The following is a 15,971-nucleotide window of genomic DNA, read 5'->3' as shown; positions in this document are numbered from 1 at the left end:
CCGGTCGGTCCGCCGTCTCAGGAACCGGTGAGGAACGAACCGCCGGACCGGCCGCCGGGTGCGGCGTTGCCGGGTCCCGACGAGTGGAGGTGGCTGCCGAGGCGGTCGAAGCCCGAAGCGCCCGGACGGAACACTCCGCCACCCGTCCCGTCGGAGTCGGGGGCGGGGGTGTCCGCGTGACCGCCGCCGCGACCGCCCCCTTCACCGCCGTCGTCCCCACCGTCGCCGGGGGTGCTGGGGCCGTGGCCGGGTCGGCGCTCGTTCTCCTGGCTGCCGCCGCTGTTACCGCCGCTCCCGCCGGAGTCACCGCCACCACCGGTGTCGCCCCCACCGGTGTCGCCACCGCCGTTGCCTCCGCCCGAGTCACCTCCGCCGTTGCCCCCGCCACCGTTTCCGCCGTTGTTCCCGCCGCCGTTGCCGGAGTCGCCGCCGGGGGCGTTGGGGCCGTGGCCGGGCCGGCGCTCGTTCTCCTGGCTGCCGCCGCTGTTACCCCCGCTCCCCCCGGAGTCGCCACCACCACCGCTGTTGCCACCGCCGGAGTCACCTCCGCCGTTGCCTCCGCCCGAGTCACCTCCGCCGTTGCCCCCGCCACCGTTTCCGCCGTTGTTCCCGCCGCCGTGGCCGGGTCGGCGCTCGTTCTCCTGGCTGCCGCCGCTGTTGCCGCCGCTCCCGCCGGAGTCACCGCCACCACCGCTGTTGCCACCGCCGGAGTCACCTCCGCCGTTGCCACCGCCGCTGTTACCGCCGCTCCCGCCGGAGTCACCGCCTTCGCCGCGTTCATAGACGCCGCCGTGCCCGAAGCCATCGGGGCCGCCGCCTTCACCGCCAAAACCGCCTTCGGACCCGCCGCCGAATCCGCCGCCACCGCCGTGGCCGGGGCCGCCGATGCCGCCGAAGCCATCGCTGTCTCCGCCGCCGTGGCCCCCGAGACCCCCTCCCAGGCCACCTCCGAAGCCGCCTTCATCGCCGCCACCGAAGCCGCCGCCGAATCCGTCGCCACCGCCGTGGCCGGGGCCGCCGATGCCGCCGAAGCCATCGCTGTCTCCGCCGCCGTGGCCCCCGAAGCCACCTCCGAACCCGTCACCGTGGCCGTCGCCGAATCCTCCGCCGAAGTCACCGCCAGGGCCACCAAGGTCGCTGCCACCGTCACCGAAGCCACCCGGCCCGTCAACGCCCAGGCCGCCGGGACCGTGGTCGCCGAAACCCTCGGCGTCTCCGAAGTCCCCGAAGTCCCCGAAGTCGCCCGGGTTGCCGAAATCGCCCGCGCCGCCGAGGTCGCCGCCCGGGTTGCCGAGGTCGCCCAACAAGGAGCCCCCGTCACCGAAGGACGTGTTGCCGAGCGCATCACCGAGCAGACTGCGGAAGTCGTCCGTTGCGGCGTCGATGTCGCCGGTCAGGTCCCGGGCGTCGCCCGCGTCGGCCGTGTCCACGTGCGGCGCCGTGCTGTCGGCGGCCGCGGTATCCTGCGCCCCGGCGTCGACTACAGCGGGGTCGGGGGACACGTCGTGGTGCGCCAGGGCGTGTGCCGCGTTACCGAAGAAGAGCGACGACTTGGACAGCCGCGCGTCGAGGGTGGCCGGCCCGTCGGCCGTGCTGGAGTCCACGCGGAGCCGACGCAGCTCGGTGACCTGCTCGGGCGTCAGCCCGAGTCTTCGTGCCACCTCTTCGATGTCGCCATCGAGTTCGGCCGCGAAGGCGGGGTCGACCGCCAGGCGGGTCATGGCATCACGATAGGCGTTGTTGGTCATGGCCCCTCACGTTCTCCGTCGTCTGCGCACGCTGTGTTGATCCCGGCGGGAAAGTGGAGGGTCCCCCTGGTCGGCGGCATGGATGCCTTTCCGGCCATCCCAACCGATGCCTGCAGGACCCTTATAGGGGCGAATGCCCGACCCCCGCAAGGCCCGCGGTGCTCATCGACCAGGTGATCCAGTCCCTTCTGTCAGAGGTCAGCACCGCTTTCCGGACTTCGTGCGCCATGCAGACGCAAAGCGCTGGACACCTCGCCTGAGACGAGTTCCGGCCAAGGTGTACACGCGTGGCTCTCCGTGGTGTCCGTCACGTTTGCACAGGCAAGCAGAGTGACACCGGAGCCGGCGTCCGGTAAGGCCCGCGACGAGGGCGACGAGGAGGGCGGCGCGGCCGGTCCGCGGGGATCTGCCGCACCCCGCGCCCGGCCACGCGGGTTCGGTGCTGACTTTCGCCGTCCAGTTATGGGGATCCGCAGGTCTGGCCCCGATCGGATGAGTTGTCGTACCACTTGATGCGTCGGTCGGGGCCCACCGTCCCGTACGCCGGTGCCTCGAGCCAGCACTGCCTGGGATAGCACCAAGATCCGGACCATGCCTGGACCAGCTTGCCTGCCAGGAATACCGACCGTTCCGGGGGTGGGCGACCGGCCGGGCACGCACGGGCCGGGGCCCCGCCCGACCGTGCTGCGGCGTTCCGGGAGTTCACTTGGCCAGCCAGGCGAACGGGCTGCCCACAAGGTGGTACTGGAGCAGCATGCTCGCCATGGTGACCGCGGCCGCCGCGGTGACGGTGAACAGGATGCGGCCGGTGACGTTCCACCAACCGCGCAGCCAGGCCGCGATCGCCCCCGCCACCACACCCAGCGCCAACGGCACGAGTGCTGTACCCAGCGCCGTCACGGTGGACAGCAGGGGCGACCCCAACGGCACCATTTCCATCATCGCGTTGCTGTCCGAGACGACCACGGCGAGTGCCGCGGTGAACGCGACCGCGGTCAGCCCGGTCGCCGTGGCCGTAGCGCGAGCGGCTCGCGCTGCGGGAGGGTGCGGGGTCCGGCCCCTGAGCCGCCGTACCAGGGCGATTACGGGAAAGGCGATCACGGCGAGTACCAGCATGCCCGTACTGATTCCAAGCAATCCCAGGTGCAGAGCCGGAGACTGACGCCATGCCAGCTTCTCGTAGGCGGTCGAAGGCACCGCCGACGAGACGAGCACGCCGCCCTTGGCGAAGGCCAGCGTCGCGCGGCTTCCGCCGCGCTCCTGGAACAGGCCGTCGCCGAGCGCGAGCCAGCTCTGTTCGGGCTGGGCGGGGTCGAGGGAGAGTCCGGTGGTGCGCAGGCCGTTCTTGCCGTCCTTCCGGACGGTGACACGCGCGACCAGGCCCTCCACGGCCATGAGACTGGTGCGGCTGACCCGGGCCGGGCGGTAGGAGCCGATGTAGGAGTCGAGGGACGGATCCGTCGCGGCGTCGGGGGCGTCGGATGCGGGTTCGTCCGGGACGAGGGCGTCCACGATCCGGTTGATCAGGTCCTTGCCGTCCCAGGAGGCGCGTCCCTCCGTGCCGTCGCCGTTGAAGACGACGAACACGCCCACGTCGTGGCCGGGGACGAGCAGCAGGTTGGAGTGGAAGCCGGGGATGTCGCCGTCCTTGAACCACCCGGTGTGCCCGCCGCGTCGCCACTCCTCGAATCCGTATCCCAGGCCGGGCATGCGGGGATCCTGCCGGTAGTGCACACGCTGCATGAGGCGGTTCGCCTCTGTGTCGTCGGTGAGCTGCCCGGTCATCCAGCGGCCCATGTCGACGGCGGTGCTGACCGCCCCGGGCCCGGTCGGGCTCCACGCGCCGTACTGGCCCTCGTCCTGCGTCCAGCCGGACGTACCGCTGGGTCGGTAGCCGCGGGCGAGGCCGGCGGCGATCGGGGCCGGCTGCGGCTGGGCGAACGTGGAACCCGTCATGCCCAGAGGCTTCAGAATGTGCTCGGCCACATAGTCGGGGAAGGACTGGCCGGAGACATCTGCGACGAGCTGGCCCGCGAGCGCGTAGCCGTAGTTGTCGTAGGCGGCGATCACGCCCGGGGCACGGACCCGGGGCGGGCGGCGCGTCACGAGGCTTTCGGCGAGCGGTTCGACGTCGCTCGCTCCGGTTCTGTTGCGGCCCACGAGGTCGCTGTCGAACCCCGCGGTGTGGGTGAGGAGCTGGTCCAGCGTGACGGGGTGTCCGGGGTACGTGTCGGGGACGGTGAGCGCACGGAGGTGGTCGTTGACGTCTGCCTTCGGGTCGACCTCCCCCTCGGCGACGACCTGGGAGGCGGCCTGCGCCGTGAACAGCTTGGCGAGTGAGCCGAGGAAGAAGCCGGTGTGCTGCGGGTCGACCGGCGTCCGGGAGCGGACGTCGGCGACGCCGTAGCCCTTGGCCAGGACGGTCCGGCCGCCGGCCACGACGGTGACGGCTGCGCCGGGGATGCGGTCGTGCTCCAGGTAGTCGGCAACGGCGGAGTCGACGAGGGAGTCGAGACGGGGCGGAGCGGCAGCGTGAGCGGGGACCGCGACGGAGAGCAGCGCGGCGGAGGTGATCGTGATCGTGGCGGCCATCGTGGTGAGGGTCCGTGTCGAGGTCGTACGCATACGTCGACGATCTCGTCCGGGGACCGGTCGGCGGCAGTGTGAGGCGCATCGGCCGATGTGTATTTCACATGGGTGGGGCGGGTACGGCGCACGAGCGTGCGTCTAACGTGACCTCATGAACGTGTGGGGCTGGGCGTTTCGGCGCGGGCGGAGAATCGGGGCCGGAGGCACCGAGCCCGGAATCGGGGAGGCCGCCGGCCCGCCGGGCGAGCCGGCCGGTGGCCCGGCCCGGGAGGAGCACGGCCTGGGATCCGGACCTTTCACCGATACCGATGCCGACGCCGGTCCGACGCCGGCGGTCGTATCGGTGATCCTCGTCGTCGTCATTCTCGGCTTCTCCTTCGAGCCCGGCGTCGTCCTGCCACGCCCGGCCGCCGTACCGATGCTGCTGCTCCAGCTGGCCACCTGCCTGCCGTCGACGCGGCGGCTGCGCGGGGCCTGGACCCTCGCCGCGCAGATCCTCCTCACACCCTGGTCCGGGCTGCCCGGATTCCTCGGCGCCTCCGTGCTGCTGGTCGTCGAACGGCACGCCCGATGGGCTCTGTTCACGGTCGTCGTGCTGGCGGCGGGGCCGCTCGCACCCGGCGACGGCAGTATCCATTCCGTCCTCAACGGCATCGGCAACGCCCTCGCCCACGGATTGATCATCTATGCGCTGACCCGGCTGACCGACCTCTACACCGAACTCCACGTCACCCGTGGTGCACTGGCGGAGGCCCTGGTCACAGCCGAGCGGGAGCGCGCCGGCCGCAACCTGGACGCGGCGCTGGGAACGGCCCTGGCGGAGATCACCCGGCTGGCCGGGCAGGGTACGCGGGCGGCGCGGGAACTCGTGACGGTCGCGCGGGCGGCGACGGAGCGCGTGCGCACCGCTCCGCCGGTGCAGTCGGCCGACGTGGCTGACATCCCTCGGGGTGCCCTGGCACCCCGGCTCGTGTGGCCCATCGTGGTCGCCACCCACGTCGAGTACCTGATCGTGGGCACTGCGTTCCTGCTCGGTACCGGGGTGCCGGGCGGGCGGGTCCTCGTGTACGCGGCCGCGTTGGGGGTTGTGGTCGGACTGCAGGCGTACCACTCCCTCCCGCGTCCGCCGGGTGTGCGTCCCCCGTACGTCGCGTGGACACTGGGCGTGCAGCTCACCATCGCCCTGGGCATGCTGGCCGCTCCGGACGGGCCGTACCCTCAACTGGTGGGTTTCGCGGCCGCCTCGGTGCTGATCGTCCTTCCCGGGCGTACCGCCCGGCCGGCGGCCGGGGCGCTGATCGCACTGGCAGCGATCGCCATGCTGCTGGGGCCGGACGGGCCCGGGGCTCGTGGCACCGTTCTCCTCCTGCTGGACATCGTGGTGATCGCTTCCGTCTTCTACGGCCTTGCCCTGCTCACCGGCCTTGTCCACCAGGTGCGGGAGGCCCGCGGAGCACTGGCAGCGCTGGCCGTGGCGCGGGAGCGCCGCCGCATCGCCCGGGACGTCCACGACCTCCTGGGCTACGGGCTGTCGGCGATTGCCCTGAAAGGCGAGCTGGCGGTCCACGACCCTGACCGGGAGCGGGCCGATCGGCATCTCGTCGATGCGGCGGCGCTGGCGGACCGGGCTCTGGCGGACCTTCGGGCGATCCCGGGGGAAAGCCCGGACATCACTCTGGCCGAGGAAGTGGCCTCCGCCCGGAGGATACTGGCCGCCGCGGGCGTCGCCATGCAGGTACGGGGCGAGGCGGACGGGGCACGGGAGGCGCTGTTCGCCACGGTGTTGCGGGAGGCTGTCACGAACGTCCTGCGCCACGCGGCGGGAGCTCGCCGGTGCGAGGTGGATTTCGGCCCCGGGCTACTGCGGGTGGCGGACGACGGCCGTGCGGTTCCCCTGCCGCCACGAGGGGAAGGCGACCAAGCGGGTACCGGCGGCAACGGGCTGAGGAATCTTCGTGAGCGCGCGGCCGCACTCGGCGGGATCCTGGAGGCCGGGCCCGCCCCGGACGGCCGCGGCTATGTCCTGACCGTCCGTCTGGAATCCGCTCCCGTCTCCATCGTCGTATGACGCCGTGTCACCCCAACCAGCCGTGCTCCCGGGCGATCCGCACCGCGTCGAGCCGGTTGCGGGCATCGAGCTTGGTGACGGCCGCGCCAAGATAGTTTCGTACGGTGCCCTGCGAGAGGTGCAACTCGCGGGCGATCTCGTCGAGCTCGGCGCCAGTGGCGGCCAGCCGCAGCACGTCGGTTTCGCGTGGGGTGAGCGGGCTCTCCTTGGCAGTGAGCGCTGCGGCAGCCAATCGCGGATCGATGACGTGCTCCCCCGCGGCCACGCGGCGGATCGCGGCGGCAAGCTGAGCCGGCTGGGCGTCCTTGAGCATGAACCCGCCCACCCGGGCGGCGAGTGCCGACCTCAGTGCCTCGGGCCGGCCCAACGCAGTGAGGATCAGGATCCGGCAGTCGGGAAGCGCGGCCCCGAGGTCGCGGGCGGCAGAGAGTCCGTCGGCGCCGGGCATGTCCAGGTCGAGCACCGCGACGGTGGGGTGGTGGGCGAGGGCGGCGGAGACGACGGCATCCCCGCGGGCCACCTCGGCGACGACGTCCATGTCAGGCTCCAGACCCAGCAGGGCGGCCAGCGCCCCACGGATCATGTGCATGTCCTCGGCCAGCAAAATGCGGATCACAGTCCCTCCCCGGAAGATCGTAACGGCCGACGGCGGTAGGGCTCGGCCCACTGATCGTCGGCAATCCGTCCGGAGCGTGGTGGAGCCTGCCCGGCTTGGCGGGCCGCGGCAGCTGCCAGGCTCGGCCCCAGGCTCGGGCTCAGGGCCTGACGTGATCGTGGGCCGGTGCGCGGTGTAACGGCCGGACCTGATCGGGACCGATGCTGACCACTTGCTGACCTGGCCCGCGACAGCACGCCGCTGACCTGCGGAAACACCCAGATGTCAGTGTCCGCCCCCTGCCTGTTTCGCGCAGGTCAAGGGCGGTCTTCGGAGCCCACAGCGATTCGCATGTCGGGTCGGCCGCCCCCAGGTGTTGCAGACCTCACGCCGACCGATCGCCGACCGCCCTGACGCATCGCCAGATCGATGCGGCGCGGCTGCCCACGTCGATTGATCACACCATGCGCATCTCACATACATGCCGAATGTGATATTCATGCTGCACGATCCGTTGCGGGCGGCGCTCTCGGACACCACCTCTTCCCTTGCGCAGGCGAGTGGGTGGGTGCCGACCAGAGCGGCCGCGTCCGAGCGCACCGAAGACCCGGGTCTGCCGCCGCCGATGCCGGCCGTTCCCCTGATCGCCGCACCCGAGCCCGTCCCGCACGCCCCTTCACAACCCGGAGGTTCCGTGTCCCCTCAGCCACCCCCGCCGACGCCGGGATCGCCGCTCGACGCCCGGCAGCTGCAGCAGAGCGCGCGCCTGCGCGAACACGTGCACCGTGCCCAACGCGGATTCCTCGTCGCCAACGGCGTTCCCCTTGCCGCCGGGATCTCCTTGTCCTCCTTCACGGACGTCCCCGCAGTACCGGTGTTCGGACAGCTCACCGTCGGTCTGCTTTGGGGGCTGCTGCAATGCGGCCTCCTCGTCGCCACCGCATGGCGGTACGAGACGCGTTCCGCGCGCACGTGCGATCCGCTTGAGGAGTCCCTGACGTCCGGCCTCCCCGACGCCGCGACACTGACGTTCGGCGCCCATCGCATCAACGGACGGCGGGCGGTGGATCGATGACCCCCTACCTCCTGAGCTCGGACCAGGGGATCGCCGCCTCCATCGGTTCCGGCGCACGAGGCCCCGTGATCACGGCATTCCTCGTCTTCATCGGCCTGTCTCTGCTGTGGCTCATCACCCTCACCACGAAGGAAGACCATCCGGAGAAGCTCTACCTCGCCGGCCGATCCCTCTCGCCCCTCTTCAACGGGTTCGCCATGGCGGGCGAGCAGATATCCGTCATCACCCTGTTGACCGTCCCGGGCGCCATCGCCCTGTTCGGATACGACGGGTACACGGCCGCCATCGACGGCCTGATCACCCTCGGCGTCCTGCTGCTGCTCGCCCAGAAGATCCGCAACAGTGGCCGGTACACGTTGGGGGGCCTGTTCGGCCTGCGCGCGTCGGGCACGGCTCCTCGCATCGCCGCGGCCGTGGTGACGCTGATCGTCACCCTTCCCCTGATCACCATCCAACTGCGGGCGGCCGGTATCAGCGCCGCCTTTCTGATCGGCATGTCGGCCAGTCATGTCCAGGTGATCTGCACGGTGCTGATGGGGTGTCTCGTCGTGTGCTTCGCGGCGGTGGGCGATCTCCGGGGCACGAGCTTCATGCAGGTCGTGAAGGTACCCCTGACACTGCTGACGCTGGCAGTGGTCACGCTGCTGGCCCTCGGGAAGTTCGACTGGGACCCCGAAGCCCTGCTCACGGCCGCGGTGAACGACAGCGTGGCTCCGGACGACTATCTGAGCCCTGGACTCTGGGTCTTCTCGGCGGACCTGGAGCCGCTCAACGCTCTGAGCGGTCACGTGGTCGTCATCCTCGGTACGGCTGTGGCGCCTCAGCTGATCCTGCGTGTCGGCGCGTCCCGCACGGGGCGCTCGGCGCGCCGGTCCATGAGCATCGCCACGGGACTGGTCGGCGCCTTCGTCCTGCTGCTCACGACGACCGGCTTCGCCGCGGCGGCCGTGGTGGGCAGCGGCACCATCCGGTCCGTCGACGCCATGGGGCAAGCGTCACCGATCCTGCTGGCCGCCGGCGTGCTCCCCGACCACTCCACCGCGCGCAGCGCGCTCATCACCCTCGTGGCCTGTGTCGCCTTCCTCGCCGTGCTCACGACCGTGACCAGCGTGGCCTTCGCCGCCGCCGTCTCCTTCGCCCACGACGTGCTCGCTCCGCGGGCCGTACGAACCGGGCGTTCGGACACGAGCGCAGGCGAGGTGTGGGCGCTGCGTCCGGGCGTTGCCGTCCTGTGCCTGGCAGGCGTATCGCTGGCCGTCGCCACCCATCGGTATCCGGTCGAGTTCCTGGTCACCTTCGCCACATGCGTGGCCGCGACCTGTGTCTTCCCCGTGCTGCTCTACTCCTTCCTCTGGCGCGGATTCAACCGTCGAGGGCTCCTGTGGTCCGTCTACGGCGGGCTGCTGCTCTGTGTCGCGCTCACGGTCTTCTCTCCCACCGTCTCCGGGACCGCGTACGCGGTGTGGCCCGAGGCGGAGTTCAACTGGTATCCGCTGCAGAGCCCGGGCCTGGTGTCCGTACCGGCGGCCTTCTTCCTCGGGTGGCTCGGCAGCATCACCTCGTCGGAAGGTTCCGCACGCGATTTCCAGCACGTCGAGCACCGCGTCCTCACGGGACACGAGATCGGGGCCGGGGACCCCAAGTAGCCTTTGCGGACGGGTCGACGGCGGTGCGAGACCGCCCCCGCGACAAGGACCGCCGCCGTCGATCACTTGACGGCGGCGGCTCCGCGGCCTCCGCCTCAGACGCGCTCCCTGGGCTTCGCATGCTTCCCGACCGGGGGCTTTCGCAGGCTCGTGCCTTCCACATCGAGGTCGGGCAGGAGCCGGTCGAGCTCCTTCGGCAGCCACCAGGCGTACCGGCCGGCGAGCGCGAGCACGGCGGGCACGAGGGTGATACGGACGGCGAAGGCGTCGATCACCACACCCACCGCCAGGGCGAAGGCGATGGGCTTGATCAGGGCGTCGTCCAGGGGGACGAACCCCGCGAAGACCGTGAACATGATCAGCGCCGCGGCCGTGACGACCCGCACGCTGTGCCGTACCCCGTCGACCACCGACCGGCGCGCCCGGCCCGTGTGAACCCATTCCTCTCGTATGCCGGACACCAGGAACACCTCGTAGTCCATCGCGAGGCCGAACAGCACCCCGATCAGGATGATCGGCAGGAAGCTGACGACCGGTCCGGTGTGCGGGACGCCGATCAGGTCGGCGAGCCAGCCCCACTGGAAGACCGCGACCACGGCACCCAGCGAAGCGGCCACCGAGAGCAGGAACCCGAGAGCGGCCTTCACCGGAATGAGCAGTGAACGGAAGACGACGGTCAGCAGGACCAGGCTCAGCCCGACGACGATCAGCACGAAGGGCAGCAGCGAGTCGCCGAGCCGGTTGGACAGGTCGATGGTGACGGCGGTGGTACCGGTGACGGCGAGGGAGGTCTCGGTGGTCTTCTCGATGCCGGACGCCGCCTCCCGGATGTCCCGGACGAGCCGGTCGGTCCCGGTGCTTTCGGGGCTGCTCGCCGGGATGACCTGCACGACGGACTGCGCCGGGTCGCGGGTGGGCTCGGGCGGCAGTACCGCCGTGACCCCCTTCAGGCTCTGCAGCCGCTGCGCCACCTCGGGCCCGGCCTTGCCGCCGGACCCGTCGCGAGAGTCGACCAGGACCAGCAGGGGGCCGTTGAAGCCTGGTCCGAACTTGTCGCCGACGATGTCATAGGCGGTGCGCTCGGTGGAACCGGTCGGGGCCGAGCCGTTGTCGGGCAGGGCCAGGCGCAGGCCGGCGGCCGGCAGTGCCATCGCGGCGAGGACGCCCGTGACGACGAGGATGGTGATCAGGGGCTTCTTGACGGCCGTACGGATCCAGCGGGTGCCCACACCGGGCTTGCCGCTGTCCGCGTCGGCCGCCCGCCGGGCGGCGAGGCTGCCGGGCGAGGGGGCCAGGCGCGCTCCGGCGAAGCCCGCGAGCGCCGGTGTCAGGGTGATCGCGGCCAGGACGGCGATGAGCACCGCCCCCGCAGAGCCCAGACCCATGGTGGTCAGGAATGGAATGCCGATGACGCTCAGGGCGGCGAGCGCGATGATCACCGTGCTGCCGGCGAACACGACGGCGCTGCCGGCCGTTCCCACAGCCAGGGCGATGGACTCCTGCGGTTCGGCGCCCCGCGCGAGCTGCTGCCGGTGCCGGGCCAGGATGAACAGCACGTAGTCGATGCCTACGGCCAGGCCCAGCATGAGCGCGAGGGTGAGGGCGGTCGAGGAGACGCCCAGCAGCGGCGTCAGGGCGAGCAGTCCGGTCAGTCCCACGGCGACGCCGAGGAGGGCGGACGCCAGCGACATCCCGGCGGCGAGCAGCGAGCCGAAGGTCACGACGAGCACGATGACCGCGACGGCCACGCCGACGATCTCCGAGGGGCCGATATGGATGCCCGAGCTGGCGTAGACGGTGCCGCCGACCGAAGTCTCCAGCCCGTCACGCTCGGCGTCCTCGGCGATGTCCTCGATCGCCTCTACGGACGGGGCTTCGACGTCGACGTACTCGACCGGGTACAGCACTTGGACGATCGCCGTAGTCCCGTCCGGCGAGACGGCGCCGGAGGCGGCGGGCTCGATCACGGCGCTGACCTGCGGCGCCTTCTGAGCCGCCGCAGCGGCCTGCGCGAGAGCGGCACCGTACCGGGAATCAGTGATCCTCTGGCCCTCGGGTGCGGAGAACACGATCTGCGCGTTCGCGCCGACGACTTCGGGCAGCGTCTCGCGAAGGTGGTCCAGCGCCCGCTGCGACTCGGTCCCGGGCACGGAGAAGCGGTCGTCGGGACTGCCTCCGAAGACGCCGACGCAGGCGATGAGAGCGGCCATCACCGCCAGCCACACGCCGAGGACGAGCTTTCGGTACGTGTAGGCGCTATGGCCCAGCCGGTACAGCAGGACAGCCATGGGTGACTCCAGAGATGAGGAAGGGACGACGCGCAGGCGGGCAGCGATCACCGCTCATTCAAAACGCATCTGACATACAGACTGTATGTGATATTCATGCCGGGTGGAAATGCTGAGAGACAAGTACGCGGAGAACACTCGCCGGGCCCTGCTCGACACGGGCCTGCGCCTCTTCACCGAACGGGACTTCTCGGCCGTCTCGGCCGAGGAACTGGTGCGCACGGCCGGACTGACCCGCGGTGCGCTGTACCACCACTTCAACGGCAAGCCCGGCCTGTTCGAGGCCGTCTTCGAGGAACAGGAGCGCCAGGCCACCGAGCGCATCAGCACGGCGGTCGCCACCCTCACGGACCCGCTCGAACGCGCCGATCGAGCCGTCCGCGCACTCCTCGACGTCTGCACCGAGCCCACGTACCGGCACATCGTGCTCCAGCAGGGCCCCATCGCCCTGGGATGGCCGCGCTGGCGGGAGCTGGACCAGCGTCACCTCGGCGGTCTGCTCCTCGGCATCGTCGACGCGGCGCTGGCAGCCGGCCGGGTCCGGTCCTACCCGGCCGAGCTGATCGCCGGAGCGTTCTACGGCGCCCTCACCGAACTGGCGCTCACGATCGCGGAGTCCGACGACCCCGAACAGGCCCGGAGCCAGGCCGCGAACCTCGTCGCGGACCTCGTCGGCGGGTTGGCGACCGGCGGCGGCTCGGCCCCGGAGTGACGGCAGTGCACTCTGTCGCACCACCCGGCACGCCCCGGTGCACTCCTGCGTAGAGGGGGGATTAGCGGCCTCGGCACTGTTGAGGCATGCCAACCTTCTACGAATTCAGCGCCTCCCGGCTGATGCCGGTCCCCGTATCAGCTGTATGGGCGGTCGCCAGCAACCCGCGCCGCAACGCCGAGTGGTGCAACAACGTGCAGAGGGTGACCCGGGCCGACCACAGGCTGGAGGTCGGCCAGAGCTTCGAGGAGCGGAGCGTCGTGCTCGGCCCCTGGACGTCCATCACGACGTGGACGCTGCTCAGCAGCGACCACCACCGCGAGCGGACGTTCACGGGGAAGGGATTCCCCGGTGTCAGCGAGGTCCGTCCCTTCCTGCGGTTCCAGCCGATGCTCGACCCGTCCGGAGCGGAACACACCCACGTCACCTACGGGTCGTCGCTCGGGCTCCCCTTCAAGGGCTTCAACCGGATCGCGGCGCGCCTGCTGAAAGGCATGCTCGTCGCGGAGTTCACGACGTCCCTGGCCGGTCTGGAGCAGCTCGCCGCCCGCCAGGCCGTGGCCTCGAACAGGAGTGGAGACGCAGCATGACTGTCGACGGCATGGGGACAGCAGGGATCCGGCACTCGTCGTTCAGCGGATGGATCGATCGCCCCTCCGACCCCGCGCCGGCGTTGGAGGGCGTGGTCGACACCGACGTGGCGGTCGTCGGCGGCGGCTACCTCGGCATGGGCACCGCCTTGCGACTGGCCGAACGGGGCATCGACGTGGCCCTGCTGGATGCGCAGTTCTGCGGCTGGGGCGCGGCCTCACGCAACGCCGGATACCTGACGAACACCCTCGCCGGGGATGCCCGGATGCTGGCCGCCCTCCACCCGCGACGGCTGCGCAGGGCCATCCGGTTCGCCGATTCCTCGGTCGAGTTCTCGAACGGCCTGATCGAACGGCACGGGATCGAGTGCGACTACGAACGCACCGGCAACGTCATAGCCGCCGTGACCGAGGGGCAGCTGAAGCGGTCGCGGCACAACGCCGGGATTCTGGTCGACGCCGGGGCCGACGCCGAGTTCGTCGACGGCCGCGAGTTCGGGCTTCCGGACGCCTTCCTCGGCGGGATCTTCGAACGGGCGGGCGGACTGATCAATCCGGGCAAGTACGCTCGCGGTCTGCGCGACGCAGTGCTGATGTCAGGTGCCAAGGTCTTCGAGAACAGCCCGGTCGGATCGATCCGGCCCGGCCGCGCCGGCATCGTGGTCACCACGCCGAACGGGCGGATCCGGGCGGAGCGCGTCGTGATCGCCAACAACGCGCACTCCCGCGACCTCGCGATCGCCCCGCCCCGGATGACCGCACCGCTGTGGGTCTCCCTCGTCGAGACCGAACCCATCGCCCCCGAGCGCCTGCGGGCGACCGGCTGGACGAGCCGCGTCGGCATCTCCACCCACCATCTCGTCCTGGAGAGCTACCGCATCACCCCACGGAACACGATCCTCTTCGGCGTCCGCCGGCCGGAGGTCGCCCGTGGTGCCCTCGGCGCCCGCGAGGTCGATCCGCGCGTCACCGCCGACCTGGTGCGCGCCTTCCGGCAGCGCTTCCCCACCCTGAGCGACGTCGAACCGCGACGCGCGTGGGGCGGATGGATCGCGATGACCCCGTCCTGGCTGCCGGTGGTGGGCGAAGCCACCGACAACGTCTCCTACGCCATCGCCTGCAACGGACACGGCCTCGCCCAGGCGCCCTACCTCGGCGCCCTGCTCGCCGACCGACTCGCCGGTGACGCCCCCCACGAGGATCTGGAGACCCTGTGGCGCCGGCGACCGTGGTTCTCGCCCTCCCCCGCCTCCAGCGCCCTCGCGGTGCGTGCCGCCTGGGCGGTGGACAGGCTGTCGGACCGGCTCGGCCGCCGGGAGAGCCGATCCCCCGACGGGAGCGCTGATCCGCGCACTCCTCACCCCCGCCGGTCACCCTTCGCGTAGTTGTACGAGCATCAACGCGGCGGCGACACCGGGCGCGTTCTGGCCCAGCGGCAGCGGCAGCAGCTGATCGGCGCGGGCGAGGCGGCGTTCGACGGTGTTCCGGTGGGTGAACAGGCGCTCCGCGGTGCTCGACGCGTTGAACCGTTCGCTCACGTAGGCGAGCACCGTCTCGCGCAGCTGGCTGTCCGCTGTGGCGAGTTCCCCGAGTGTGTCGGTGACGAACTGCTCCGCCTGCGCCAGGTCGGCCGTCAGGACGGACACCAGCTGGATGTCCTCGTAGCGTGCGACGGCGCGTACGGAACCCAGGCGGGCCAGGACCCGCTGCGAGGCGGCGGCGTCGAGGTGGCTGCGACGAAACCCCTCCAGGTCCTTCCCCGGCCGCCCCAGCGTCACCCGTACGCCCGGCAGGTCGGCAAGCTCACGCTCGATGACCGCCACGGGCGGGGTACGGCCGGCGGGCATCCAGAGCCACAGGGCGGCCGTGCTCGCGACGAGCGTCAGCCGACGATGGGCACCGCAGGCTCGCATCACCCGTTCCGCCGCGGGCTCCAGACGGTGTGCCCGTTCGATGGTGTCGACCCACACGATCGCCGCGACGTGGTCGCCGGTCAGGGCGTACCCGAGCTGGGCCTCCGCCCGCGCGCGGCTGATCGGGGCACCTTCGAGCAGCAGCTGGACCGTCGCCTGACGTTCGGCCTGTACGCCGCGGGCGAGGTCCTGGCGTTCCTCGTCGATGTGGGCGGACAGCGCGCCGATCGAGTCGTCGACGTAGGTCGCTATCGAGTACGCCGACACCTCCAACAGGTCCCGCAGGTCGTCGCGGTCGTCCGTGGCCGCGAAACAGGCGTCGATCCACAGGCGCCACGCGGCCCGCTGCGCCGCCCGCCAGGAGCCGAGGTCGTTGATGTCCATGCCCCGCCGCACCAGATCGCGGGCGAAGACCAGGCTCTCCTGCTCGACCAGGGGCGGCACCCGCCGCCCCGGGCTGTGCATGTTCGCGGTGAGCCAGTGCACCACACTGGCCTTGTTCATGCGCCGGTCGCTCTCGGCGAGGACCGGATCGTCGACGATCGCCCGGTACCGGGTGCCTCTCTGCGAGGCCGCCAGCAGCTCGTCGACGATCCCGGGGGACGCCTGCAGGAGCCGCTCGGCGACAGTGCGCATCAGCGCACCCACCGCCTCCCGCGGCGGAGGCCACAGTTCCTCGGCCTCCGGTGCTCCTTCCGGAGCCGGTCCGGTCTCGTCCATATGTGCATGGTGCACCATCGCCCCCAG

Annotated in this window: 11 protein-coding genes; 6 read left to right on the top strand and 5 right to left on the bottom strand. The window is 71.2% G+C overall.

The annotated features are described in order from the left end of the window. Nucleotides 1-17: 17 nt before the first annotated feature. Both ACFQ7Q_RS15125 and ACFQ7Q_RS15120 read right to left on the bottom strand, forming a co-directional pair. The gene (locus ACFQ7Q_RS15125; RefSeq protein WP_383554451.1) at nucleotides 18-1,721 is read right to left on the bottom strand and encodes a hypothetical protein; all 1,704 of its coding nucleotides are present in this window, start codon (nucleotides 1,719-1,721) and stop codon (nucleotides 18-20) included. 729 nt (nucleotides 1,722-2,450) lie between these two features. After that, complete coding sequence (locus ACFQ7Q_RS15120) at nucleotides 2,451-4,373, bottom strand: serine hydrolase domain-containing protein (RefSeq protein ID WP_383554449.1); 1,923 nt, start codon at nucleotides 4,371-4,373, stop codon at nucleotides 2,451-2,453. Between the two features lie 115 nt (nucleotides 4,374-4,488). Here ACFQ7Q_RS15120 and ACFQ7Q_RS15115 point away from each other — a divergent pair, with 115 nt between their 5' ends. Further along, on the top strand, nucleotides 4,489-6,405 hold the full coding sequence (locus tag ACFQ7Q_RS15115) for a sensor histidine kinase (protein WP_383554446.1): 1,917 nt from the start codon (nucleotides 4,489-4,491) through the stop codon (nucleotides 6,403-6,405). Between the two features lie 7 nt (nucleotides 6,406-6,412). Here the strand turns inward: ACFQ7Q_RS15115 and ACFQ7Q_RS15110 are convergent, their stop codons facing one another. Then, nucleotides 6,413-7,021 carry a DNA-binding response regulator gene (locus tag ACFQ7Q_RS15110; protein ID WP_383554443.1) on the bottom strand — a complete coding sequence of 203 codons (609 nt, stop codon included), beginning with the start codon at nucleotides 7,019-7,021 and terminating at the stop codon, nucleotides 6,413-6,415. A 460-nt stretch (nucleotides 7,022-7,481) separates the two neighbouring features. Here ACFQ7Q_RS15110 and ACFQ7Q_RS15105 point away from each other — a divergent pair, with 460 nt between their 5' ends. Then, complete coding sequence (locus tag ACFQ7Q_RS15105; protein WP_383554441.1) at nucleotides 7,482-8,075, top strand: hypothetical protein; 594 nt, start codon at nucleotides 7,482-7,484, stop codon at nucleotides 8,073-8,075. Then, entirely contained in the window at nucleotides 8,072-9,721 is a 1,650-nt protein-coding gene (locus tag ACFQ7Q_RS15100) for a transporter (protein WP_383554438.1), read from the top strand. The genes ACFQ7Q_RS15105 and ACFQ7Q_RS15100 overlap by 4 nt, the downstream gene beginning before the upstream one ends. Nucleotides 9,722-9,816: 95 nt before the next feature. Here ACFQ7Q_RS15100 and ACFQ7Q_RS15095 read toward each other — a convergent pair whose 3' ends face one another. After that, nucleotides 9,817-12,009, bottom strand: a complete 2,193-nt coding sequence (locus ACFQ7Q_RS15095; RefSeq protein WP_383554435.1) for an MMPL family transporter — start codon at nucleotides 12,007-12,009, stop codon at nucleotides 9,817-9,819. 109 nt (nucleotides 12,010-12,118) lie between these two features. On the opposite strand from ACFQ7Q_RS15095, the gene ACFQ7Q_RS15090 reads away from it, so the two are divergent. From ACFQ7Q_RS15090 to ACFQ7Q_RS15080, 3 genes are all read left to right on the top strand, one after another. Beyond that, on the top strand, nucleotides 12,119-12,721 hold the full coding sequence (locus ACFQ7Q_RS15090) for a TetR/AcrR family transcriptional regulator (protein WP_383554539.1): 603 nt from the start codon (nucleotides 12,119-12,121) through the stop codon (nucleotides 12,719-12,721). Between the two features lie 86 nt (nucleotides 12,722-12,807). Further along, complete coding sequence (locus ACFQ7Q_RS15085; protein ID WP_383554432.1) at nucleotides 12,808-13,311, top strand: SRPBCC family protein; 504 nt, start codon at nucleotides 12,808-12,810, stop codon at nucleotides 13,309-13,311. Next, nucleotides 13,308-14,696: an NAD(P)/FAD-dependent oxidoreductase gene (locus ACFQ7Q_RS15080; RefSeq protein WP_383554429.1), complete on the top strand. Its 1,389-nt coding sequence runs from the start codon at nucleotides 13,308-13,310 to the stop codon at nucleotides 14,694-14,696. Before ACFQ7Q_RS15085 ends, ACFQ7Q_RS15080 begins: the two co-directional genes overlap by 4 nt. Here the strand turns inward: ACFQ7Q_RS15080 and ACFQ7Q_RS15075 are convergent. Continuing rightward, nucleotides 14,682-15,944, bottom strand: a complete 1,263-nt coding sequence (locus ACFQ7Q_RS15075) for a PucR family transcriptional regulator (RefSeq protein WP_383554427.1) — start codon at nucleotides 15,942-15,944, stop codon at nucleotides 14,682-14,684. The two genes, ACFQ7Q_RS15080 and ACFQ7Q_RS15075, sit on opposite strands and share 15 nt — an antisense overlap. Nucleotides 15,945-15,971: the final 27 nt, after the last annotated feature.

The organism is Streptomyces sp. NPDC056527, from assembly GCF_042794475.1.
Lineage (GTDB): Bacteria > Actinomycetota > Actinomycetes > Streptomycetales > Streptomycetaceae > Streptomyces.
This window is presented reverse-complemented; position numbering and strand designations above follow the sequence as displayed.

Coding starts and splice junctions, on each gene's coding strand:
- ACFQ7Q_RS15125 (WP_383554451.1), bottom strand. CDS start 1,721: ATGACCCGCCTGGCGGTCGACCCCGCCTTCGCGGCCGAACTCGATGGC.
- ACFQ7Q_RS15120 (WP_383554449.1), bottom strand. CDS start 4,373: ATGCGTACGACCTCGACACGGACCCTCACCACGATGGCCGCCACGATC.
- ACFQ7Q_RS15115 (WP_383554446.1), top strand. CDS start 4,489: ATGAACGTGTGGGGCTGGGCGTTTCGGCGCGGGCGGAGAATCGGGGCC.
- ACFQ7Q_RS15105 (WP_383554441.1), top strand. CDS start 7,482: ATGCCGAATGTGATATTCATGCTGCACGATCCGTTGCGGGCGGCGCTC.
- ACFQ7Q_RS15100 (WP_383554438.1), top strand. CDS start 8,072: ATGACCCCCTACCTCCTGAGCTCGGACCAGGGGATCGCCGCCTCCATC.
- ACFQ7Q_RS15095 (WP_383554435.1), bottom strand. CDS start 12,009: ATGGCTGTCCTGCTGTACCGGCTGGGCCATAGCGCCTACACGTACCGA.
- ACFQ7Q_RS15090 (WP_383554539.1), top strand. CDS start 12,119: ATGCTGAGAGACAAGTACGCGGAGAACACTCGCCGGGCCCTGCTCGAC.
- ACFQ7Q_RS15085 (WP_383554432.1), top strand. CDS start 12,808: ATGCCAACCTTCTACGAATTCAGCGCCTCCCGGCTGATGCCGGTCCCC.
- ACFQ7Q_RS15080 (WP_383554429.1), top strand. CDS start 13,308: ATGACTGTCGACGGCATGGGGACAGCAGGGATCCGGCACTCGTCGTTC.
- ACFQ7Q_RS15075 (WP_383554427.1), bottom strand. CDS start 15,944: ATGGACGAGACCGGACCGGCTCCGGAAGGAGCACCGGAGGCCGAGGAA.